Source organism: Streptomyces sp. NBC_00086 (assembly GCF_026343255.1).
GTDB lineage: Bacteria > Actinomycetota > Actinomycetes > Streptomycetales > Streptomycetaceae > Streptomyces.
The window spans coordinates 1,088,355-1,110,942 of sequence record NZ_JAPELZ010000001.1; the positions used below are offsets into that span (position 1 = coordinate 1,088,355).

A 22,588-nucleotide genomic window follows, 5' to 3' on the forward strand; every position below is an offset into this window, starting at 1 on the left:
GGCGCGCCCGGTGCGGACGCGTGTGTGGGGCCCTCCACGGTCGGGCTCACCCCTTTCTCGGCGCTGTGCGCAGGACGGCGGCCACCTCGCGGAGCAGGCCGCTCTTGGTGGCCTTGGGCGGGCCGGGAAGGACGTCGAAGCCGGCGGCGGTGACGGCTCGCAGGGCGGCGCGTCCTCCTCCCACGAAGCCCGCGAGCAGCAGCCGGAGCCTTCCGTGGACGCTGCCCACGAGCGGCATGCCTTCGTCGAGGAGTTCCCGTGCCCGTTCGGTTTCGAAGGCGACGAGGGCGCGTACGGACGCGCCCGCGGACGGGGCCTTCAGGTCGGTCTCGGTGACGTGGAAGCGGCGCATGTCCTCGCCCGGGAGGTAGATCCGGTCCCGGGCGAGGTCCTCGGCGACGTCCTGGAGGTGTTCGGCGATCTGCAGGGCGGTGCAGACGGCGTCGGAGCGGCGGATCCGCTCGGGGGTTCTGGTGCCGGTGAGGTCGAGCACGAGGCGGCCCACCGGGTTGGCGGAGAGCTCGCAGTAGCCGAGGAGGTCGCCGTACGTCTCGTAGCGCGCGACCCGCTGGTCCTGGCGGTTGGCCTCGATGAGCCCGAGAAACGATTCGGGGGTGAGCCCGTGGGCGCGCACGACGGGCTGCAGGGCCAGCATCAGCGGATGGCGCGGAGGCCCGTCGGTGCCGCCGAAGACCCGCCCGAGGTCTGCTTCGAGGGCGTCGAGCATGGCGGACCGGTCGTCCGTGGCGGCGGGGTCGAGACCGAGCAGCACGGCGTCGTGGCCGCCCGGGGCGAGGTCGCCGTCGCCGATGTCGTCGACCAGGCGGGCATACCCGTAGACCGCCATCAGGCCCTCGCGCCAGGCGCGGGGCAGGAAGGCGGGGGCGACGGGGAAGTTCTCGGAGCGCGCCTTGCCGAGGGTGGCGGCGCCCGGGTGGGCGGGGAAGGAGCCGGAGGCGTCGGGCAGCTCGTGCGGCCGGGGGCTGGTGCCGTTCCCCGGGGTCACCGCCCGCCGCCCGCGGCGGGAACGGCCGTCGTGCCTGGGGGCCGGAGAATTCCCGTAGCCATTGCCGTCACATCTCCCGTTCTACACTGCCAACCCAATACATCCTATTTCGGACACGCCGCCGGGTTTTCCCCTGGACGTCCTGGGCTATTCACCTAGGGGGGAATCGCCCCCTCTTGCCCGCGATTGAGGCCCGGCCCAGCTTACGCTGTACAACGCCGCCGGGGCTCGACGGGTATTCGGTCCACCGCACGATGTCGCCCGCACGCCACCACGCGAAATGCGATCCTCCGGATGCGCCCGCCGGCCGCACGGCATGCGACGGCCCCCGCCGCCGGACGCGGTGGGGGCCGTCGGTGGAAATCCGTCAGCTGGTCGCCTTCTCGTATGCCGAGACGACTTCCTCGGTGGGGCCGTCCATCAGGAGTTCGCCCCGCTCCAGCCACAGCACCCGGTCGCAGGTGTCGCGGATGGACTTGTTGTTGTGACTCACCAGGAAAACGGTTCCGGCCGTCTGGCGCAGTTCGCGGATGCGGGCCTCGGAACGCACCTGGAACTTCCGGTCACCGGTGGCCAGCGCCTCGTCGATCATCAGGACGTCGTGGTCCTTCGCCGCGGCGATGGAGAAGCGCAGGCGCGCCGCCATGCCGGAGGAGTAGGTCCGCATCGGCAGGGAGATGAAGTCCCCCTTCTCGTTGATGCCCGAGAAGTCGACGATGTCGTCGTAGCGCTCGCGGATCTGCGCGCGGGTCATGCCCATCGCGAGACCGCCGAGGACCACGTTGCGCTCACCGGTGAGGTCGTTCATCAGCGCCGCGTTGACGCCCAGCAGCGAGGGCTGGCCGTCGGTGTAGACCTTGCCCGACTCGCAGGGCAGGAGCCCCGCGATGGCGCGCAGCAGGGTGGACTTGCCGGAGCCGTTGGAGCCGATGACACCGATGGCCTGGCCCCGGTACGCCGTGAAGGAGACCCCTCGCACGGCGTGGACCCGGCGGACGCCCGGTGCGTCGCCGCGCCGGCGGACTATCTTGCTGAGCGCCGCCGTGGCACTGCCCCTGCCGGAGCTGCCGGTGTTGACCCGGTAGACGATGTGCACGTCGTCGGCGATGACGGTGGGGACGTGCCCCTGGTTGTTGTCAGCCACGGCCGTAGCGCTCCTCAGCCTTCCAGAAGTACACGAATCCGCCGGCGCCGATCAGGACGGCCCAGCCGGCCGCGAAGGCCCAGACGTGCGGCGGCAGGTTCTCCCGGCCGTACCCGTCGATGAGCGCGAAGCGGATCAGGTCCATGTAGATCGCTGCCGGGTTCCACTGCAGGACGTCCGCGATCCACTCGGGCTTGCCCTCCAGCATCGTCTTGATCGAGAACATGACGCCGGAGGCGTACATCCACGTACGCGTGACGAACGGCATGAGCTGCGCGAGGTCGGGGGTCTTGGCCCCCATCCGGGCGAAGATCAGGGCGAGACCGGTGTTGAAGGCGAACTGGAGGATCAGCGCCGGGATCACGAGCAGCCACGACAGGGACGGGTAGTTCCCGAACCCGACCGCGACCAGGAACACGACGATCATCGAGAACATCAGCTGCTGGAGCTGCTGCAGCGAGAACGAGATCGGCAGCGAGGCGCGCGGGAAGTGCAGCGCGCGGACCAGCCCGATGTTGGACGGGATCGCCCTCACACCCGCCATCAGCGAGGACTGCGAGAAGGTGAAGACGAAGACGCCGATCACCAGGAAGGGGATGTAGTCGTCCTTGGCGATGCCCTGGCCGGCATTCAGGATCAGCCCGAAGATCAAGTAGTAGACCAGCGCGTTCAGCAGTGGGGTCGCCACCTGCCAGATCTGGCCGAGCTTCGCCTGGCTGTACTGGGCCATCAGCTTGGCGCGGGAGAACGCGATGATGAAGTGCCGGCGGTCCCAGAGCTCGCGCACGTACGCTGCCAGGCCCGGCCGGGCTCCGCTGACGGACAGGCCGTACTTCCTGGCGAGCTCCGCGGGGCTCAGCCCGGCGTCTTCGGACGGCCGCTTGCTCGTGGCAAGGGCTCCGTCCTGGGTTGTGTCACTCACAAGATGAAACTTTCCGTCTTCATGATGCGGGAGAAGGTGGCATCGGGACTGAGTCGATCGGTTCGTGATCGCGCCATGGTCTCAGACCCGGACGTGTCAGATGACAGGCGGTCTTCCCAGCCGGGTCAGCCGCCAGACCGTACGCCACTTCATGGGGCGCCGGGGACCACAGGAGGTGGTCCAGCCCTCCTTGAAGCCACCGAACCAGGCCTTGAGCGCGGGCCCCGAGGGCTTGCGCAGGAGCGTCAGCAGGAGCCAGACGCCCACGTAGACCGGGACCAGCGGGGCGGGCAGGTTGCGGCGGGCGAGCCACACCCGGTTGCGAGCCACCATACGGTGGTAGACCGCGTGCCGGGAGGGGGCCGTGGCGGGGTGCAGGAGCACCATGTCCGCCCGGTAGTCGATCAGCCACCCGGCGTCGAGCGCCCGCCAGGCCAGATCGGTCTCCTCGTGCGCGTAGAAGAACTGCCCCGGAAGGTCTCCGACCTGTTCGAACACCTTCGTGCGGACGGCGTTGGCGCCGCCCAGGAAGGTGGTGACGCGCGAGGAGCGCATCGGGTCGGCGGCCCGGAGCCGCGGAACGTGGCGGCGCTGGGTCTCACCGGTCTGCGGATCGGCGATCCGGAAACTGACGATGCCCAGCTCGGGGTCCTCGGTGAAGGCCTGCCGGCACAGCTCCGCGGTGTCGGTGCGCTCCAGCAGTCCGTCGTCGTCCAGGAAGAGCAGGACGTCCACGCCGAACCCGTCCGAGCCGGCGCCGCCCGCGGTGCGGAAGGCCTCGATGCCGACGTTGCGGCCGCCCGGGATGCCCAGGTTCTCGGGCAGCTCCACGGTGCGCACGCCCGCCGCCGGGTCCGCCAGGCCGGTGAGGCGCACGCCCTGGCCCACGACGACCACCTCGACCGGGGCCCCGTCCTGCCGGGCCACCGAGTCGAGGAGCGCCTTGAGCTCGTCCGGGCGGTTGCCCATGGTGATGATGACGGCGCCCAGCCGCAGCGGCGCCGTCACTTGAGCCTGCTGGAGGCCAGGACCGACACCAGGTGCAGCACCGTCTGCAGCATCGCGATGCCCGCGAGCACCGCGACGCCGAGGCGGGAGAAGTACAGGTCGCCGCGCATCTGGTCCAGGACGGCCAGCACCAGGATGAGCAGCGAGGCCTCGATGCCGAGGACCAGGCGGTGGAACTTGAGCGCGGCGGCGGCCCGGCGCGCCAGCGCCATGCCGGAGGAGCGCGGGGTTGCCGCCGCGTCCTGGACCACGGGCTTGCCGGCCTGGTGGCGGGCCACGCCGACCAGGTCGGTCTCGGCCTTGATCAGGATCGCGCCGAGCGCCGCGAGGGTGCCCAGGAAGGCCCACAGCCAGTCGATGCGCCCGGTGCCCCACAGGTCGGAGGCGCGCAGGCCGAAGCCGACGAGCACCGCCGCGTCGCAGAGGTAGGCGCCGACCCGGTCCAGGTAGACCCCGGACAGCGAGAACTGCTTCTTCCAGCGGGCGACCTCGCCGTCGACGCAGTCGAGCAGCAGGTACATCTGGACCGCGACCACACCGAGGACGGCGCCCCAGACGCCCGGCACCAGGAGGGCCGGGGCGGCGAGGACTCCGGCGAGGGTCATCACGTAGGTCAGCTGGTTCGGCGTGACCTTGGTGGTGACCAGGTAGCGGGTGATGCGCAGGGAGATCTCGCGCATGTAGAGGCGCCCGCCCCAGTGCTCGCCGCTGACCCGGTCCTTGACGCCCGCCGGGTGAACGACGGGCCGGAGTTCAGCTACGGATGGTCTTGGCATAGTCGGCGTAAGCGTCCCTGATCTCGGCGGCGGACAGGTTGAGGTGCTCCAGGATCGTGAAGCGTCCCGGACGGGTCTGGGGGGCGTACTCGACGGCCGCGACGAACTCGTCCACGCTGAACCCGATCTCCTCGGGCAGCACCGGCAGCCCGTGCCGGCGCAGCACCTGGACGAAGAGCTCGGACTTGGCCGCTTCCCCCCGCAGGTGCATGGCGAAGGCCGCGCCGAGGCCGACCTGCTCGCCGTGGAGCGCGGAGCGTCCCGGGTAGAGCAGGTCGAAGGCGTGGCTGATCTCGTGGCATGCACCGGACGAGGGGCGGGTGTCCCCGCTGATCGCCATGGCGATGCCGGAGAGGACGAGCGCCTCGGACAGCACCGTGAGGAACTCGTCGTCGCCGACCGAGCCGGGGTGGCGCAGCACGGACTCGCCCGCGGTACGGGCCATGGCGGCGGCCAGGCCGTCGACGGGCTCGCCGTTGAGGCGGTGCGAGAGCTCCCAGTCGGCGATGGCCGAGATGTTGGAGATCGCGTCACCGATGCCCGCGCGGACGAACCGCGCCGGGGCCTCGCGGATGACGTCGAGGTCGACGACCATCGCGATCGGCATGGGCACGCCGTAGGAGCCCCGGCCGTTGTCGTTGTCCAGGATGGACACCGGCGAGCAGATGCCGTCGTGCGAGAGGTTGGTGGCGACCGCCACCATGGCCAGTCCGACCCGCGCCGCGGCGTACTTCGCCACGTCGATGATCTTTCCGCCGCCCAGGCCCACGACGGCGTCGTAACGCCGCCCCTTTATCTCGTCGGCGAGCTTGACCGCGGAGTCGATGGTCCCGTCGACGACGGAGTACCAGTCGGCGTGCGGCAGCAGGGGCTCCAGCTTGGCGCGCAGCACCGCGCCGGAGCCGCCGCTGATGGCGATCGCGAGCTTGCCGGACGCGGAGACGCGCTGGTCGGCCAGGAGGCCGGCCAGATCGTCCATCGCGCCGCGGCTGATGTCGACGACGACGGGCGAGGGGATGAGCCTCGTCAGTACTGGCATGCGATCGTCCGGCCCTTGGCGAGGTCGTCGTGGTTGTCGATCTCGACCCACTTGACGTCACCGATGGGGGCCACGTCGATGGTGAAACCGTCGTTGACGAGCTGCTGGTAGCCGTCCTCGTAGTAGAGGTCGGGGTCGCGCTCGAAGGTGGTCTTCAGCGCCTCGGCCAGCGCCTCGGCGGCCTCCGGCTCGATCAGGGTGACGCCGATGTACTCGCCGGTCGCGGTGGCCGGGTCCATCAGCTTGGTGATGCGCTGCACGCCCTTCTCGCCGTCGGTGATGACCTTCATCTCCTCGTCGGCCAGGCTCTTGACCGTGTCGAGGGCGAGGATGATCTTCTGGCCCTTGCCGCGGGCGGCGAGCAGGGTCTTCTCGACGGAGACGGGGTGCACGGTGTCGCCGTTGGCGAGGATCACACCCTGCTTCAGGACGTCACGAGCGCACCACAGGGAGTAGGCGTTGTTCCACTCCTCGGCCTTGTCGTTGTCGATCAGCGTGATCTTGACGCCGTACTTGGCCTCCAGGGCCTCCCGGCGCTCGTACACGGCTTCCTTGCGGTAGCCGACGACGATGGCGACCTCGGTCAGACCGACCTCGGCGAAGTTGCCGAGCGTCAGGTCGAGCACCGTGATGCTCTCCTCGGCCCCTTCGGGTCCGACGGGCACGAGGGCCTTGGGCAGGGTGTCGGTGTAGGGACGCAGGCGGCGTCCGGCTCCGGCAGCGAGGACGAGGCCGATCATGCTGGTTCTCCTTCGTCATGTACGGCGGGTGCCCCGGAGGACACCCAGAAGCGGATGCTCTCCACGAGCACCACGAGTGCCACGAACACGGCGAGGGCCGTGAGCGCGACGGGGAAGTCGACGGCGCGCGACGCCAGGACGGCGGCCAGGACCGTGATCAACAGGATCCGGCCTTCGTGCCCGCCGATCGTTCGCACCAGCCAGTGCGGGGGCGCGCCGGTGCCACCGCGGATGCGGTAGACCGTGTCGTAGTGATGGTAGGCGACCGCCGCGACCAGTCCGAATGCCGCGGGAAGGGCCCCGGGGACGTCCGCCTTGGCGGCGAGGATCAGGACGGTGGTGTACTCGGCGGCCCGGAAGACGGGCGGCACGAGCCAGTCGAGGGCTCCCTTGAGGGGCGCCATGACGATGCCGCCGGCGAGGAGGACGTACATCCCGGCCGCGGCGACGCTCTTCCAGCTGCCGAAGGGCTGCTGGAAGATCACGAAGACCGCCGTGGCCGACAACGCGAGGCCGAGGATTCCCAGCGGCCTGGCGCGCAGGCGGTTCAGCACCCGGCTGACGAGCTCGGCCAGCGGGCCCGAGTCGGCCAGGTCCGCGAGCGCCCGGGCGGCCCGGTCGGTACGGGTCGCCTTGCGGGTCAGCGAGCGCAGGACGCGGCCGGCCGTCGTGTAGAGGGCGCCGAAGGCGCAGCCGACGAGCAGGGCGTAGAAGACGATCCGCGGGGTGGTGAAGGCGATCAGGACCGCGATCATGGCCCAGCGCTCGCCGATCGGCAGGATGATCATGCGCCGGACCCAGACCGTCCAGCCGACGCTGTCCAGCTTGGCCGAGAGGGCCGCGGTGGGACTGCCGGAAGGAGAGGTCGCAGTGGCCGCGGCGTCGTGGTTGGCCTCGTTGAAGGCGAAGTCCACGACGTGCCGGCAGGTCATGAGGATCATGGCGCCGAGGGCCAGGGCCCAGACGTCGTCGCCGTTCCTGGCCGCGCCGAGCGCGAGGCCCGCGTAGAAGGAGTACTCCTTCGCGCGGTCGAAGGTGGCGTCGAGCCAGGCGCCCATCGTCGAGTACTGGAGCGAGTAGCGGGCGAGCTGCCCGTCCGTGCAGTCCAGGACGAAGGAGACGAGGAGCAGCACGCCGGAGGCGACGTAGCCCCAGCGGTCCCCGGTCGCCGCGCAGCCGGCCGCGATCAGCGCGGTGATCAGCGAGGCGGTGGTGACCTGGTTGGGGGTCAGTCCGCGGCGCGCGCACCAGCGGGCGATGTAGCGCGAGTACGGGCTGACGAAGAAGGTGGTGAAGAACCCGTCGCGGGACTTCACGGCGGTGCGCAGCCGGACGGCCTCGTCGTCGACGGCCGCGACGGCGGCGGTGGCCTCCCGGCGCTCATCGGTCGTGGCGGGCACGGCGGCGACGAGGGTGCCCAGCTCGGGGCGGTGCACGGGGGTGCCGTCGGCCTCGACGGCGGCGGCGAGCCGGTCGGGGTACGGGCCGTCGCCCACGGGGGCGGACGCGTCGAGCGCGGCGGCCCGGTCCAGGGCCGCACGGGCGCCGGGCTGCACGGCGAAGGCCCCGGTGACGGCGCAGGCGTCGAACCGCGGGTCCGTCAGCGCGAGCCGCAGGGCGTGCACGTGACCGACGAACTCCCCGTCCACGACGGCCACCCGCTGATCGGCGGGTACCCGCGCCAGCGCGGCGGCGGTGTCCCACGGGGTGGCCGCGGGGCGGACCTCGAAGCCGAGTGAGCGCAGCTCGTCGGCGAGCGCTGATCCGGGCACCGGCAGGCCGGTAAGGATGACGGTCGGCAGACGAACTCACTCCTTGCACGCACACGGGTAACGGGCGCCAGGTGGACCGGCGGCACGTCGGCAGAGGCTATCGGATGAACGGAAGCAGGGGTTCACCGCCTGTTTACGCATCGATAAGCCAAAAAACGCGGGCCTGTCGGCCCTGTGCCGATCATCATTGACGATCGGGAGGAGCGATCACAAACCGCTGCCGGTACCGCTGCTGTTAGGCTGGCCGCAGACGCGTACGTTTTTCGCACATGCGTCCCGATCGCCCGAATGTCATGTGAGATGTGACGAAAGAAAGAAAGAGGTGGGGTTGATGACCGTCGCAGGCGTCGCCGCCCAGCGCAGCGCACTCCGGTTCATCCCCCTCTCCTTCCGGGCGTCCGGCCGGGTCTGATCACACCGATCACCCCCGTCGGCCGGAGCCCCCTTTCAAGGGTTCACGTTGACCGACAACATCGGTAACACCAGCAACTCCCACCATTCCCACACCACCGATTTCAGCACCGAGAGCGACCTGTTCTTCGAGGCGTTCTTCGCGCTGCACCGCGGTCTGCCCCGGCAGTCCCCCGGTTCCGAGGCGACCACCCGCCACCTGCTGTCCCTGTGCGGACCACTGCCCGAGCGGCCGCGCGCCCTGGACCTGGGCTGCGGTCCCGGCCCCAGCGCCCTGCTGCTCGCCGCGGAGGCGGGCGGCCACGGCGCCGACGTCATCGCGGTCGACCTCCACGAAGGCTTCCTCGACGAGCTCCGTGCGGCCGCCGCCGCCCGCGGGCTCACCGACCGCGTCCGCGCCGTCAAGGCGGACATGGGCGACCTCGGCCACCCGGACGGTTCCTTCGATCTCGTCTGGGCCGAGGGATCCGCCTACAACATCGGCTTCGCCACCGCGCTCGCACGGTGGAAGCCGCTCCTCGCCCCCGGCGGCACCCTGGTCCTGAGCGAATGCGAATGGACCGTCGAGGAACCCTCCGCCGGGGTCCGCGCCTTCTGGGACCCGCACTACGCGCTGCGTTCCACCGCCCGCAACCTGGCCGCCGTCCAGGCCGCCGGCTACCGGGTGCTCGGCGTGCACCGGCAGCCCGACTCCGACTGGGCCGCCTACTACGGTCCGCTCGGCGAGCGGGTGGCCGGGGCGGCGGAGCCCGCCGGGCCCGAGGCCGCGGCCGCGCTGGGCTTCGTACGCGAGGAGATCGAGGTACGGGAGCGGTACGGGCACGAGTACGGGTACACCGCCTACGTCCTGCGGCCGGTGACGGCCGGGGACGGCGGCGCCTGGCCCGTCCGCCCCGAGGCGGACGGGGACGGGGCCGCCGTGCACGCGCTGAACTCGGCCGCCTTCGAGACCCCGGCCGAGGCCGACCTCGTGGACGCCCTGCGCGCGGACGGATCCTGGCTGCCCGGCCTCTCCTACGTGGCCGAGGGCCCGGACGGGTCGGTCGCGGCGCACGCCCTGCTGACCCGGTGCGAGGTGGACGGGGCGGCGGCGCTCGCGCTCGCCCCGGTGGCCGCCGCGCCCGCGCTCCAGCGCTCGGGCGCCGGCAGCGCGGTCGTACGGGCGCTGCTCGCGGCGGCCGCGGAGCGCGGGGAGAAGCTCGTCCTGGTCCTCGGGCATCCCTCTTACTACGGGCGCTTCGGGTTCGTGCCGGCTTCGCGCTTCGGGATCAAGGCACCGTTCGAGGTGCCCGACGAGGCCATGATGGCGCTGGTGCTCGACGATTCGGTGCCGGTTCCCACGGGCACGATCAAGTACCCGTCCCCCTTCGGGGTTTGATCCGGAATCCGGCCCCCGGCCGGCTGAACTGACCGATCGGCACGCTCCGCCCCTCGTCGCATATCACGCGACGGGGGGCGGACATGCGCGGATCACCGAAGTGGGGGCAATCCCGATTTGTACGGCAGACTGAAAGCCGAAGTCCGAAGCGAAGGATGGGTATGCCGACCACACCAGCCACCGCCGCGAACAGCGCGCCCACCGGCGCCGGCGCTCAAGAACCGATCATGCTCGAACTGGTCGACGAGGCCGGCAACACCATCGGTACGGCGGAGAAGCTCTCCGCCCATCAGGCTCCCGGTCAGCTGCACCGGGCGTTCTCGGTGTTCCTCTTCGACGAGCAGGGACGGATGCTGCTCCAGCAGCGCGCCCTCGGGAAGTACCACTCCCCCGGTGTCTGGTCGAACACGTGCTGCGGCCACCCCTACCCGGGGGAGTCGCCGTTCGCGGCGGCGGCCAGGCGGACCCACGAGGAGCTGGGGCTGTCGCCCTCGCTGCTCGCGGAGGCGGGGACGGTGCGCTACAACCATCCGGACCCGGCGTCGGGGCTGGTGGAGCAGGAGTACAACCACCTGTTCGTGGGACTCGCGCAGCGGTCGGTGCGGCCGGATCCGGAGGAGATCGCGGACACCGCCTTCGTGACCGCCGAGGAACTCGCGAAGCGGCACGCGGAGGTCCCGTTCTCGGCCTGGTTCATGACCGTGCTGGACGCGGCCCGGCCCGCGATCCGCGAGCTGACGGGTGACGCGGCGGGCTGGTAGCGGCCGGCCCCGGCCGGTGACGCCCTGCGGCCGCCGGCAGCGGCCGGTCGCCGCCCCGCGCGGGCTCAGACCGCCGAGGTCGGGGTGGCGGCGGGCGACGCCTGGGCCGTGGTGAGCGGCAGGGCCGCCCAGATCACCTTGCCGCCGGTGGAGGTGTGCTCCACGTCGCAGACCCCGCCGGCCTCCAGTGTGATCTCCCGGACGAGGAGCAGGCCCCGGCCGCCGGTCTGGCCGAAATCGGCCTCCAGTGCCTTGGGGCGGTACGGGTGGTTGTCCTCGACGGCCACCCGTACCCACTCCCGGCCGATGGCGACCTCCACCGCGACCTCCGGCGAGAGCAGGGCCGCGTGCCGGACCGAGTTCGTCACCAGTTCGGAGACGATCAGCAGCAGGGAGTAGACCAGGTCCCGGTCGGCCGGCACCTCCTGGCGGCCGAGCAGGTCACGGACCGCACGGCGGGCCTGCGGAACGGATTCTTCTACCGCGGGCGCCGTGAATCGCCACACTCCCTCGTACGCGAGGGGGGCTGCCTCGACCGCCGGCTCCGCCCCCTTGACTGGCGGGACGCTCCCGCTCTTATCCATCTCCCGGCCCCCGTCTTCACGCTCGATCGTCTGCACACGTCAAGAGTGGGGACCGGACCCCTCCGCGCCCGACCACTGACCAGAAGTCAGCATCAATCGGACACTTTCTGACCGCTGGCGTATGACAGAGTCAGTTGTTCGACCGTTCCTGATCTTCTGGGGGACGGTTCCCGGCCGCCTCGTGCGGCTCGGGCGCTGCGACTCCCGCCCCTGCCGGGGTCACCGGAACCTCGTCGTCCCTGACCAAGCCCAGGATGCGGCGGGCTCCCATGCCCACGGCGATCAGACTCAGGCCGTCGAACAGCAGCGCGAGGGAGAAGAACGCTCCGATCACGTACAGGCTGCTGCCGGGCCAGTTGGCCAGGATCAGGAGGCCCAGCAGGATCCCGAAGGCGCCCTGGACCAGGGTCAGCCCGAGGTGCGCGCCGCGCACCACGACGGCGCCGGCCAGCCGGAACACGCCGCCGGTGAGGAACAGCAGCGCGGCGAACATCGTGAGCGCCTCCGCGCTCGCCTCCGGGCGGCGCAGGATCACGAAACCGGCCGCGATGTTGATCGCGGCGACGATCACGGCGAGCCAGAAGTAGTTGCTCTTGCGGGACTGGATCGCCTGGAAGAGGCCCACCACGCCGCCGAACAGCAGCAGCCAGCCGAAGAGGAACATCGTGGTCAGGGTCGCGACACCGGTGTAGACGAGACCCACCAGCCCGGCCACCACCAGGAGCGCCCCGAGCAGGGCCATCCACGCGAAACTGCGGCTGACCTTCTTCTTGTCGGCCTTCATGTCCTGTGGACCCGTACGGTCCGCACGCTCGGCACGGTCTGCGCCCATGGACGCCACCCTTCAGCTGCCCCCGACGGACCCTCGGACCCCGCGACTGCCTGCCGGTCCACCGAGCTGCCGGGTACCGGTCTCTTGATCATAGGTACGACCGTCCGGGATAGCATCCGGCGCATGGACGCAGCCCTCCTCTCCTCCGTCGCCGACGGGGTCGCCACCGTCGTGATCTCGCACCCCGCCAAGCGCAACGCCATGACGGCCGCCATGTGGCGCGGGCTGCCGGAGCTGCTGGCCGGGCACGCGGCGGATCCCGCCGTACGGGTGCTGGTCCTGACGGGGGCCGGCGAGACCTTCTGCGCGGGGGCCGACATCTCCTCGCTGACCGGGGACGAGGACCCGCAGGCCCTGGCCGTGGCGGCGGAGGAGGCGCTCGCCGCCTTCCCCAAGCCCACGCTCGCCGCGATCCGCGGGTTCTGCGTGGGCGGGGGCAGCCAGCTGGCAGCCGCCTGCGATCTGCGCTTCGCGGAGGAGGGTGCCTCCTTCGGGGTGACACCGGCGAAGCTGGGCATCGTGTACCCGGCCTCGTCCACCCGGCGCCTCGCCTCCCTGGTGGGGCCCGCGGCCGCCAAGTACCTCCTCTTCTCCGCCGAGTTGATCGACGCGGAGCGGGCGCTGCGCACCGGGATGCTGGACGAGCTGCTGCCTGTGGGGCAACTGGCCAAACGGGTCTCGGAGTTCACGCGGATCCTGGCCACTCGCTCCCAGCTCACCCAGAGTTCGGCGAAGGAGTTCGCGGACGGCCGCACGGACCGGGACGCCTACTGGGCCGCGCAGGCCGCAGCGAGCGGTGAGGTCACGGAGGGGGTCGCCGCGTTCCTGGAACGGCGCGCGCCCGCCTTCACCTGGACTCCGCCGGCGGAGTGAGCGAGCGGAGCAGGGCGACGATGTGGGCGGGCGCCTTCTCCGGGGAGCCCGCGTCGTAGGGCGGCTGCGGGTCGTATTCGGTCATGAGCTGCACCCTCTGCGCGTACTCGTCGCCCGCGATGCGGCCGAGGAGCGCGAGCCCCATGTCGATCCCCGCGGACACCCCGGCGGCCGTGACGTACTTCCCGTCGAAGACCACCCGTTCCGAGACGGGCACCGCCCCGAACGGGGGCAGCCGGTCCAGGTACAGCCAGTGGCCGGTGGCTCGGCGCCCGTCCAGGAGGCCGGCGGCGGCGAGCAGCGTCGAGCCGGAGCAGACGGAGGTGGTCCACGTGCTGGTGGCGTCGACGGTCCGCAGCCAGTCGAGGACCACCGGGTTCTTCATCTCCCGGTCGGTGACCACCCCGCCGGGCACGAGGACGATGTCCGGCCGGGTCACCTCGTCGAGCCCCTTGTCGGCGACGAGTGCGAGTGAGCTCTGGTCGGTCCGTACGGGCCCCGGGCGCTCGGCCACGAACACGGTCTCGGCGCCCTGGAGCCGGCCCAGGGTGTCGAAGGGACCGATGGCGTCGAGGGCGGTGAACCCGTCGAAAAGCAGTACGGCGATCTGCATGGCTCCTCCGGAGCTGTCGGTTGCCGGGTGTCGGCTTGGCTGCTGGTTGTCGGCTGTCGGGCGTCGGGCGTGTGTAGTCGGTGCGGGCCCGCGGTCAGTGGGTGGTGCCGAAGCGGCGGCGGTATTCGGACGGGGGCTGGCCCAGGGTCTTCACGAAGGCGCGGCGCAGCGCCTCCGGGTTGCCGTAGCCGCAGGCCCGGGAGATCCCGGCGATGCCCTCGCCGCCCTGCTCCAGCAGCCGCCGCGCGTGCTCGACCCGTACCCGCTCCACGTACCGCCCGGGCGTCACGCCCGTCTCGGCCTGGAAGGCCCGCGCGAAGTGCCGGGGCGACAGCGCCGCCCGCGCGGCCAGCGCCTCCACGCTCAGGTCCTCCCCCGGGTTCTCCGTGATCCAGTGCTGCACGTCCCGCAGCGGCTCCCGCTGCGCCGTCTGGGCGGCGAGCTGCGCACTGAACTGCGCCTGGTTCCCGGGCCGCCGCAGGAAGACCACCAGCTGCCGGGCGACGGACAGGGCCAGGTCCCGCCCGTGGTCCTCTTCCACCAGGGCCAGCGCCAGGTCTATGCCCGCCGTGACCCCGGCCGAGGTGGACACCGGCCCGTCCCGGACGTAGATCGGGTCGGGTTCCACGGTGACGGCCGGGTAGTCCCGGGCCATCCGCTCGCACATGTACCAGTGCGTCGTCGCGCGCCGTCCGTCCAGCAACCCGGCCTCGGCCAGGAGCAGGCCGCCGGTGCACACCGACACCAGCCGCTCGGCGGACCCGCCGTGCGCGCGGAGCCAGTGGTTCAGCTCCGGCGCGAAGTCCGCGGTGTACCGGCCGCCCGGCACCAGGAGAGTGGTCCCGGCGCCAGGGCGCTCGCTCTCCAGGTCCCCCTCGGGGACGATCCGCAGCCCGCTGCTCGTACGGATCGGGGCGCCGCCCGGTGAGACGGTGCGCAGGGCGTACCGCGGCGGTCCGGGGTACTGCTCGGCGCCGTTGAACACTTCCATCGGCCCCGTGACATCCAGGCTCTGCACGCCGTCGTAGAGGACGACGAGCACGTTTCGCAGCGACATGACCTCATGGTGTGACACCCCGTGCGATGGCTGCAATGACGTACACCCCACCTATCCAGCCATGTCCGTCCCGGTGCGATCCTGTCCTGGCCCCGCCATCGCCCGTGGGCCCGCCCCGCTTCCCCTCCCCTTCCGGAGCCCGCCCTGTACCCCGCCGCCGCTTGTCTGTCCGTCGCGCTCCTGCTCGGGGTGCTGGCCTTCGCCGTGCTGCGCCCGCGCGGGCTGCCGGAGGCCGTGGCCGCCGTGCCCGCCGCCGGGCTGCTCGTCGTGCTGGGCGTCGTACCGCCCGCCGACGCGTGGGAGCAGACCCGTGAGCTGCTGCCGGTGGTCGGGTTCCTCGCCGTGATCCTGGCCCTGGCCCGGCTCTGCGCCGACGAGGGACTGTTCGAGGCCGCCGGGGCGGCGGTGGCCCGGCGGGCGGCGGGGCGCGGGCCGGTGGCACTGCTCGGCGGGGTGTTCGCCGTCGCCTCCGTGATCACCGCCGCGCTGAGCCTGGACGCGACCGTGGTGCTGCTGACCCCGGTGGTGCTGGCGACCGCCTCCCGGCTGGGGGCCCGGCCGCGCCCGCACGTGTACGCCACCGCACACCTGGCCAACTCGGCCTCGCTCCTCCTGCCGGTCTCCAACCTCACCAATCTGCTCGCCTTCGCCGCGAGCGGGCTGTCCTTCACCCGGTTCGCGGCGCTCATGGCCCTGCCCTGGCTGGCGGCGATCGGCGTGGAGTACGCGGTGTTCCGGCGCTACTTCCGCACCGACCTGGCGGCCGCCCCCGAGCACGCGGCGCAGACCGGGAAGCCCGCGCCGCTGCCCCGGTTCGCGGCCGCGGTGCTCGCGGCGACCCTGGGCGGCTTCGCGCTCGCCTCCTTCGCCGGGGCGAGCCCCGCCTGGGCGGCGCTCGCGGGCACGCTCGTGCTGGCCGTACGGGCGCTGCGGCGCCGGGAGACCACTCCGGCGCGGATCCTGGGCTCGGCGGCGCCGGCCTTCTGCCTGTTCGTGCTGGCGCTGGGGGTGGTGGTGCGGGCGGTCGTGGACCACGGACTCGGGGACGCCCTGGAGCGGGTGACCCCGGCCGGGGACTCGCTGCCGGCGCTGCTCGCGGTGGCGGCGGTGGCCGCCGTACTGGCCAACCTGATCAACAACCTGCCCGCGGTACTGGCCCTGCTTCCGGTGGCCTCGGCCGGCGGCGCGGGGCCGGTACTGGCGGTGCTGATCGGGGTGAACATCGGCCCGAACCTGACCTACGCGGGCTCGCTGGCCACGCTGCTCTGGCGGCGGATCCTGCACGGGGACGGCGGCGGCGCGGATCTGGTGACGCTGCGGGACTTCACCCGGCTCGGGCTCCTGACCACCGTCCCGGCGCTCGCGGCGTCGGTGGCGGCACTGTGGGCGGCCCTGCGCCTCCTGGGCCCCTGAGCCTGCGGCCCTTCGGCCGGGTCGGCGGGGCCGCGGGCGCGGATAGAATCGGCAGATCATGACTGCAACCCTCGTCGCCAAGAAGCTCACCGCCGCGCACGGTGAGCGCACGCTCTTCGCCGATCTCGACCTCGTCGTCGCCCCGGGCGACGTCATCGGCCTCGTCGGCGTCAACGGCGCCGGGAAGTCCACCCTGCTGCGGATGCTTGCCGGGCTCGACGCCCCCGAGACCGGTGAGCTGCGCCTCTCCCCGCCCTCCGCGGCCGTCGGCCACCTGCCGCAGGAGCCCGAGCGGCGCCCCGGCGAGTCGATCCGCGAGTTCCTGGCCCGCCGTACCGGTGTGGCCGCGGCGCAGGCCGAGCTCGACGCGGCGACGCAGGGTCTGGTGGACGGCACCCCGGGCGCGGACGACGCGTACGCGGACGCCCTCGACCGGTGGCTGAACCTCGGCGGGGCCGACCTCGACGAGCGGGCCCTGCAGGTCGCCGACGACCTCGGGCTGTCCGTCGGCCTCGACCTGCCGATGACCGCGCTGTCCGGCGGCCAGGCCGCCCGCGCCGGACTGGCCTCGCTGCTGCTGTCCCGCTACGACGTCTTCCTGCTCGACGAGCCCACCAACGACCTCGACCTCGACGGTCTGGAGCGCCTGGAGCAGTTCGTGAAGGGGCTGCGCGCCGGCACAATCGTGATCAGCCACGACCGCGAGTTCCTCACGCGCACCGTCACCAAGGTCCTCGAACTCGACCTGGCCCAGCAGCAGATCAACCTCTACGGCGGCGGCTACGACGCCTACCTGGAGGAGCGCGAGCGGGCCCGCAACCACGCCCGCGAGGAGTACGACGAGTACTCCGACAAGCGCTCGGCCCTGGAGGACCGGGCCGCGATGCAGCGCGGCTGGAGCGACAAGGGCGTCAAGAACTCCAAGCGCAAGGCCACGGACAACGACAAGTCCGCCAGGAAGGCCGCCGCCGACGCGAGCGAGAAGCAGGCCTCCAAGGCCCGCCAGACGCAGCGCGCGATCGAGCGGCTCGAAGTGGTCGACGAGCCGCGCAAGGAGTGGGAGCTGCGCATGGAGATCGCGGCGGCCCCGCGCTCCGGCTCCGTGGTCGCCACCCTGCGCGAAGCGGTCGTCCAGCGCGGGGACTTCGCCTTCGGACCGGCCAGCCTGCAGATCGACTGGGCCGACCGGGTCGCCATCACCGGCGCCAACGGGGCAGGAAAGTCGACCCTGTTGGCCGTGCTCCTGGGCCGCCTCGCCCCGGACTCCGGCTCCGCCACCCTCGGCTCGGGCGTACGGGTCGGCGAAGTCGACCAGGCCCGCGGCCTGTTCCTCGGCGAGGAACCCCTCATCGACGCCTTCTGCGCGGCCGTACCGGACACCGAGCCCGCCGAAGTCCGCACCCTGCTGGCCAAGTTCGGTCTGAAGGCCGCCCACGTGACCCGCCCGGCGGCCACCCTCTCCCCCGGCGAGCGCACCCGGGCGGCCCTGGCGCTGCTCCAGGGACGCGGGGTGAACCTGCTGGTGCTGGACGAGCCGACGAACCACCTCGACCTGCCCGCGATCGAGCAGCTGGAGTCCGCGCTGGACTCCTACACGGGCACCCTGCTGCTGGTCACCCACGACCGCCGGATGCTCGACGCGGTCCGGGTGACCCGCCGGCTGCACGTCGCGGACGGCAGGGTCACCGAGCTCTGAGGCTCCGGACCGTGATCGCTTAGGCTCCCCGGTATGGACGAACGGGGGGCCGGGACGCCCTGGCACGAGCTCGAAGGGGTGGCGGCGGGGCGGGAGAAGGTTCCCGGCCTGCTGCGCGGACTGCTGATACCGGGGCTGCGGCGCTCTTCCTGGGCGCAGTTGGAGAAGCTGGTCGGCTGGCAGAACGACGAGCCGCTGTTCGTGGAGGTCACCGGGCGGCTCTTCGAGCTGCTTCCGCGACTCGACCGGCACCGGCGGGCCCTGGCCCTCGGTCTGCTGGCCCGGCGCGCCCATGACATCGGCGAGCGCCGCGCCGGCGTGCACCGCCGGGCCTTCCTCGCCTTCGAGGCCGGTGCGCACCACGTCGTCCCGCTGGTTTCGGACCGGTCGGCGGAGGTCCGGACCGGAGCGGCCTGGGTGCTGCGCGGGCTCCGGCTGGAGGATCCCACGATGCCGGACGCTCTGCGGCGGCAGGCCGAGGTGGAGCGCGACCCGACGGCACTGGTCTCCCAACTGCTGGCGGTGGGAGCGCTGTCGGGATCAGGCGAGCGGGCGGCGGTCGCGGAGTGGGCCCGGCCCTGGCTGGACCACCGGCACCCCCTCGTACGGCTGGCCGCCGCGCGGGTGGTGCTGCTGACGGCCGCTCCCGGGGGTGCGGAGGGCGCGGGCCGCCGCGTCGCCGGGGTCTTCGCCGAGATCGGTACCGGGCCGCTGCCGCAGGTGCCGTGGTGGCCCGAGACCTACCCGCCGATGGACCGGTTCGCGGTTCGGGTCGCGCCCCATCCGCGCGAGGGGGAAGCGATGGTCGAGGGCCTGGCCCGGCACCGGGACCCGGCCCTTCGGGCCCAGGCCGTCCGGGCGGCCGGCCTCCAGCTCCGCTCCTGGCGCCGTCCGGCGGCGCAGCTGTGGGAGACGGTGGCCGGCGGGCTGGAGGACGAGGCCGAGGTCGCGGGCGAAGCGCTGATGACACTGGCCGACTGCGGGGAGGCAGCGTCCCCGTACGCGGACCGGATCGCCGGCGCGCTCCAGCGGCCCGGCGGCTCCGTCTGGCCGGCCTCGCACGCCGGGGTCCGGGCCCTGGTCCACATCGGAGACGAGCGGGCGGTGCCCCTGTACCGCGAGCTGTTCGGGGACTCCTTCCTGAAGGTCGGCTCGCTGCCCGTGGGCTGGGCAGCGGAGCTGCTGCCGGCGTTCCGTGGCCGGCTCGCCGAGGGGTCCGGGGCCCGCGGTGCCGATACGGTCCTGCGGATCCTCGCCCAGTGGGGCCCGGCGGCGGGTCCGGCCACGACGGAGCTGTCCGAACTGCTGGACGGCCCTGCCGCCCGGCCGGCCGCCGAGGCCCTGGGCGGGATCGGACCGGCGGCGTCGGCCGCCGCCGGGGCGCTGGCGGGGCTCGCCCGGGGTGACACGGTCCCGTGGCGCTTCGCCCCCGGCACCGAACGCTCGCCGAAGCCGTGGCGGGGCGCGCAGACCGCGGCCTGGGCGCACTGGCGGGTGACCGGCGACCCCGAACTGGCCCTGTGGGTCTGCGGGTCGGTGGCCCGGGCGGGACTGCGCCGTCCGGTGCTGCGCTACCTCGCCGACCTGGGGCCGCTCGCAGCCCCGTACGCCGGTTCCGTGCGGGCTCTGCTCGACTGCCCGGGCGAGTGGACCAGGGTCGGCGCGGCCGAGGCCTGGTGGCGGATCACCGGCGATCCGGACCCCGCCGTCGCAGCGCTGCTGCCCGAGCTGGCTCCGCTGGCCGAACACCGCGTCACCGAGGTGACGTTGCGGACCGTGCGCGCACTGGGGGCGATCGGCCCGCCCGCGGCGGCCGCCCTGCCGGCGCTGCGGGCCGTGGTGGCGGCGCCGCCGCGCCGGTACGGCGCGAGCTTCCTCCTGGACGAGGAGCTGCTCCGGGACGCGCGGGAGGCACTGGACCGGATCGGCGGTCCCTGACGGCCGGGCCGGGCCGGCGCCCTTATCCCGCGTCCGCCGGAGGGCGGCGCGTGCGGGCCATCTTCCGGGCCACGAAGCCGCGCGGAAGGTGGCGGGCGGCCAGCGCGTACGCCCGGTAGCGCCGGCCCGTGATGCTCACCGGGTGGCGCCGGGCCAGGTCCTTCAGGGCCTGGGCCACCACGTCGCGCGGCTCCAGCCACACCGCGTCCCTCAGGGCCGTGACGTCCATCCCGGCGCGCTCCTGGAACTCGGTGCGGGTGAATCCCGGCACCACCGCCAGCACCCGGACCCCGTACGGCTCCATGTCCACGCGCAGCGACTCGCTGAAGGCCGTGATCCAGGCCTTCGCGGCGCCGTAGGTCCCGGTCGGGAGCAGTCCGGCCACCGAGGAGACGTTGAGGACGGCGCCGCGGCGGCGCTCGCGCAGGCCCGGGAGCACCGCGTGGGTGAGCCGCAGCGGCACCTTGACCAACAGGTCCAGCATCCGCTCCTCGTCCTCGACCGGGCTGTACGGGAACGGCGCGGGGAGTCCGAAGCCGGCGTTGTTGACCAGGATGTCCACGGGCCGGGCCCGGTCGGCGAGCCGCTCGGCGACGGCTGCGAGTCCGTCCGCGTCGAGCAGGTCGGCGGGCAACACCTCGCAGACGGAGCCGAATTCCCGGGCGAGCTCCGCGGCGACGCCTTCGAGGCGGCCCTTGTCCCGGGCGACGAGGACGAGGTCGCAGCCCTTGGCGGCGAAGCCGCGGGCGAAGGCCGCGCCGAGTCCGGCGCTGGCCCCTGTGATCAGTACGGTGGTGGTCAAGAGACGTTCACTTCCTGGCAGTCGAGCAGGGTGTGGCGGTCACGGGGTGAAGCCCGTGGTGGCCGGTGAGGCGTAGGCCTGGGCGACCTCCACGAGGAAACGGGCCTCGCCCTCCAGGTCTCCTCCCTCGGCCGAGGTCTGGAGGGCCGCGGGCAGCTCCAAGGCGTTCTCGTCGGACCGCTGTTGCGGGATCCCGGCCAGCTTCGCCTGCCGCGCCTCCTTCAGTACGCAGGCCAGCGCGGCCGCACTGGACCGCTGTTCGGGTACTCCGCTGCCGGACACGTGGCTGCGCGCGAGCTCCGGCACGCCCGGGGCGACGTACTCCCCCAGGATCAGGATGGCGTCGCGGGTCTCGATGACCTTGCGGTAGACGAGCAGGTTGCGCGGGACCGGCGGCCACAGCAGTTCCAGCACCCGGCCGGCGCGCGGCTTGTTGAGGGCGACGTGCGGGACGGCGTGGACCAGGTCGCGCCAGAGCGGCCACAGCCGCCAGGCGGTGGCCATGTCGGCGGCCGTGCGGCGGAAGGTGAACAGCGTCGGGACGAGGATCGCGGCGGCGCGCAGCAGCCCGTGCACGTTCATCAGGAGCGGGTTCGCGGGCATCGCCCAGATGAAACCGAACAGTGCCTTGAGCAGGTACACGAACCAGAACACCCCGGCGAGCGCGGTGCCCAGGCCGAACAGCAGCAGTCCCGCGGCGAGGCCCCGGCTCTCGGCGCGACGGCTGTAGCGCCAGCAGACGTATACGCAGATGGTGTTGGCGAGCAGGTGGGCGGAGATCAGCACCAGCCAGTAGGCGAGGGAGGGCACCGGGTCGCCGGCGGGCGGGATGGTGTGCGTGCCGTGGTCGGGTGCGGCCGTGTCCAGGGCGACGAGGACGGTCAGCCACAGGACCGTGCCGGCGCCCGAGGCGATCTGGAGGCGGCGGCCCCGGGTGGCGGCGGCTACGAAGTAGAGCACGGCGCCGGCGGAGAGGACGCCGATGAGGTTGCGCACCAGCCCGATGGTGTGGGCGTAGTCCGGGTCGCGGCCCATGGCGTAGGCGACGACGTCGGGGAGGTTCAGGGTCATCGCGGCCGCGGCGGTGGCGACGGCGAGCCACAGGCCGCGCTGGTGCGGGGCGCGCAGGGCGCCGGGCGCGCGGAGCAGGACGGCGATCCAGAGGCAGACGACGCTGGGGACGGCGAGCGCGTCGCCGAAGGCGATCAGATCAGAGGCCACGGTGGACCGGCCCCCGTCCGCGCCGCTCGTAGCCCATCGCGGACTCCAGCCGTTCGAGGGTGTCCCGGCCTCCGCCGCCGTGGCCGAGGTGCGGGAAGCGGCTCCCCGTGCGGATGCGGATCATGCTGGCGAGCATCTCCGCCTCCCGCTCCTGGCGGGTGGTGTAGTTGGTGCGTCCGAGCACGGTGGGAACGGATCCGTCCGCCCCGCCGGCGCTCGGGGAGTCCCCGGCGGGGGCTTCCAGCGAGTGGTGCCCGAAGAGGATGTGGCCGATCTCGTGGAGCACGATGTGCTCCCGGTGCAGCGGGGTGGTCTGGGCCTCGTAGAAGACGTAGTCCACGGTGGCGGTGCCGACCCACAGTCCGCACACGCCGGACTCCGCGGCCTCCTTGGGCAGCGGGTGGAGCCGGATGGGGCGGCCCCGCTGCTCGGCTATCCGCTCGCACAGTCCTTCGAGCGAAAAGGGGTGTGTCAGTTCAAGACGGCCGAGAATCGCCTCGCACCGTTTGCGCAGACTGGGTTGAGGGTGGCGCATGTGTTCCCTCTTCGGACCCTTTCTCGGGCAACGACGGTAGGCGTGCGTGGGCTGGGGCATGACGTCC

21 protein-coding genes are annotated in these 22,588 nt (G+C 72.5%); 6 read left to right on the top strand and 15 right to left on the bottom strand.

The features are described 5' to 3' along the window. Positions 1-46 precede the first annotated feature (46 nt). The 8 genes from hpnC to OG276_RS05045 all read right to left on the bottom strand — a co-directional run bounded on the left by hpnC (position 47) and on the right by OG276_RS05045 (position 8,437). A complete protein-coding gene (hpnC, locus tag OG276_RS05010) occupies positions 47-967 on the bottom strand; it encodes a squalene synthase HpnC (RefSeq protein ID WP_266912527.1) in 921 nt (306 codons plus the stop codon). Between the two features lie 406 nt (positions 968-1,373). Further along, entirely contained in the window at positions 1,374-2,150 is a 777-nt protein-coding gene (locus OG276_RS05015; RefSeq protein ID WP_266903124.1) for an ABC transporter ATP-binding protein, read from the bottom strand. Continuing rightward, the gene (locus tag OG276_RS05020) at positions 2,143-3,072 is read right to left on the bottom strand and encodes an ABC transporter permease (RefSeq protein ID WP_266903126.1); all 930 of its coding nucleotides are present in this window, start codon (positions 3,070-3,072) and stop codon (positions 2,143-2,145) included. The genes OG276_RS05015 and OG276_RS05020 overlap by 8 nt, the downstream gene beginning before the upstream one ends. A gap of 96 nt (positions 3,073-3,168) precedes the next feature. Next, positions 3,169-4,080 (bottom strand): glycosyltransferase family 2 protein, encoded by a 912-nt coding sequence (locus OG276_RS05025; protein ID WP_266903128.1) that lies wholly within the window; start codon positions 4,078-4,080, stop codon positions 3,169-3,171. After that, the gene (locus OG276_RS05030) at positions 4,077-4,856 is read right to left on the bottom strand and encodes a CDP-alcohol phosphatidyltransferase family protein (protein ID WP_266903130.1); all 780 of its coding nucleotides are present in this window, start codon (positions 4,854-4,856) and stop codon (positions 4,077-4,079) included. The genes OG276_RS05025 and OG276_RS05030 overlap by 4 nt, the downstream gene beginning before the upstream one ends. Next, positions 4,834-5,895 (bottom strand): iron-containing alcohol dehydrogenase family protein, encoded by a 1,062-nt coding sequence (locus tag OG276_RS05035; RefSeq protein WP_266903132.1) that lies wholly within the window; start codon positions 5,893-5,895, stop codon positions 4,834-4,836. Before OG276_RS05035 ends, OG276_RS05030 begins: the two co-directional genes overlap by 23 nt. After that, on the bottom strand, positions 5,883-6,635 hold the full coding sequence (locus tag OG276_RS05040) for a phosphocholine cytidylyltransferase family protein (protein ID WP_266903134.1): 753 nt from the start codon (positions 6,633-6,635) through the stop codon (positions 5,883-5,885). The genes OG276_RS05035 and OG276_RS05040 overlap by 13 nt, the downstream gene beginning before the upstream one ends. Further along, positions 6,632-8,437, bottom strand: coding sequence for a DUF5941 domain-containing protein (locus OG276_RS05045; protein WP_266912529.1), 1,806 nt, complete (start codon positions 8,435-8,437; stop codon positions 6,632-6,634). The genes OG276_RS05040 and OG276_RS05045 overlap by 4 nt, the downstream gene beginning before the upstream one ends. 502 nt (positions 8,438-8,939) lie before the next feature. On the opposite strand from OG276_RS05045, the gene OG276_RS05050 reads away from it, so the two are divergent. Both OG276_RS05050 and idi read left to right on the top strand, forming a co-directional pair. Beyond that, a complete protein-coding gene (locus tag OG276_RS05050) occupies positions 8,940-10,196 on the top strand; it encodes a bifunctional class I SAM-dependent methyltransferase/N-acetyltransferase (RefSeq protein ID WP_266912531.1) in 1,257 nt (418 codons plus the stop codon). A gap of 161 nt (positions 10,197-10,357) precedes the next feature. Further along, positions 10,358-10,957 carry an isopentenyl-diphosphate Delta-isomerase gene (gene idi / locus OG276_RS05055; protein ID WP_266903136.1) on the top strand — a complete coding sequence of 200 codons (600 nt, stop codon included), beginning with the start codon at positions 10,358-10,360 and terminating at the stop codon, positions 10,955-10,957. A 65-nt stretch (positions 10,958-11,022) separates the two neighbouring features. Here the strand turns inward: idi and OG276_RS05060 are convergent, their stop codons facing one another. Then, positions 11,023-11,541, bottom strand: a complete 519-nt coding sequence (locus tag OG276_RS05060; protein ID WP_266912533.1) for an ATP-binding protein — start codon at positions 11,539-11,541, stop codon at positions 11,023-11,025. Between the two features lie 130 nt (positions 11,542-11,671). Continuing rightward, a complete protein-coding gene (locus tag OG276_RS05065; RefSeq protein WP_266912535.1) occupies positions 11,672-12,325 on the bottom strand; it encodes an HdeD family acid-resistance protein in 654 nt (217 codons plus the stop codon). A gap of 171 nt (positions 12,326-12,496) precedes the next feature. Here OG276_RS05065 and OG276_RS05070 point away from each other — a divergent pair, with 171 nt between their 5' ends. After that, positions 12,497-13,246, top strand: coding sequence for an enoyl-CoA hydratase/isomerase family protein (locus tag OG276_RS05070; RefSeq protein WP_266903138.1), 750 nt, complete (start codon positions 12,497-12,499; stop codon positions 13,244-13,246). Here OG276_RS05070 and OG276_RS05075 read toward each other — a convergent pair. Both OG276_RS05075 and OG276_RS05080 read right to left on the bottom strand, forming a co-directional pair. Further along, positions 13,221-13,859 carry a DJ-1/PfpI family protein gene (locus tag OG276_RS05075; protein ID WP_266903140.1) on the bottom strand — a complete coding sequence of 213 codons (639 nt, stop codon included), beginning with the start codon at positions 13,857-13,859 and terminating at the stop codon, positions 13,221-13,223. The genes OG276_RS05070 and OG276_RS05075 overlap by 26 nt on opposite strands. Positions 13,860-13,953: 94 nt before the next feature. Continuing rightward, positions 13,954-14,916 (bottom strand): GlxA family transcriptional regulator, encoded by a 963-nt coding sequence (locus OG276_RS05080; RefSeq protein WP_266903142.1) that lies wholly within the window; start codon positions 14,914-14,916, stop codon positions 13,954-13,956. A 165-nt stretch (positions 14,917-15,081) separates the two neighbouring features. Here OG276_RS05080 and OG276_RS05085 point away from each other — a divergent pair, with 165 nt between their 5' ends. The 3 genes from OG276_RS05085 to OG276_RS05095 are packed head-to-tail and all read left to right on the top strand — an operon-like array spanning position 15,082 to position 19,963. Next, positions 15,082-16,329, top strand: coding sequence for an SLC13 family permease (locus tag OG276_RS05085; protein ID WP_266912537.1), 1,248 nt, complete (start codon positions 15,082-15,084; stop codon positions 16,327-16,329). A 58-nt stretch (positions 16,330-16,387) separates the two neighbouring features. Then, positions 16,388-18,025, top strand: coding sequence for an ABC-F family ATP-binding cassette domain-containing protein (locus OG276_RS05090; protein WP_266903144.1), 1,638 nt, complete (start codon positions 16,388-16,390; stop codon positions 18,023-18,025). Between the two features lie 33 nt (positions 18,026-18,058). Continuing rightward, a complete protein-coding gene (locus tag OG276_RS05095) occupies positions 18,059-19,963 on the top strand; it encodes a hypothetical protein (RefSeq protein WP_266903146.1) in 1,905 nt (634 codons plus the stop codon). A gap of 22 nt (positions 19,964-19,985) precedes the next feature. Here the strand turns inward: OG276_RS05095 and OG276_RS05100 are convergent, their stop codons facing one another. From OG276_RS05100 to OG276_RS05110, 3 genes are read right to left on the bottom strand one after another with little or no spacing between them, the layout of a single operon-like run. Then, complete coding sequence (locus OG276_RS05100; RefSeq protein ID WP_266903148.1) at positions 19,986-20,765, bottom strand: SDR family oxidoreductase; 780 nt, start codon at positions 20,763-20,765, stop codon at positions 19,986-19,988. Positions 20,766-20,804: 39 nt separating this feature from the next. Continuing rightward, a complete protein-coding gene (locus OG276_RS05105) occupies positions 20,805-21,986 on the bottom strand; it encodes an MAB_1171c family putative transporter (RefSeq protein WP_266903150.1) in 1,182 nt (393 codons plus the stop codon). Then, positions 21,976-22,521 carry a hypothetical protein gene (locus OG276_RS05110; protein ID WP_266903152.1) on the bottom strand — a complete coding sequence of 182 codons (546 nt, stop codon included), beginning with the start codon at positions 22,519-22,521 and terminating at the stop codon, positions 21,976-21,978. Before OG276_RS05110 ends, OG276_RS05105 begins: the two co-directional genes overlap by 11 nt. Positions 22,522-22,588 lie beyond the last annotated feature (67 nt).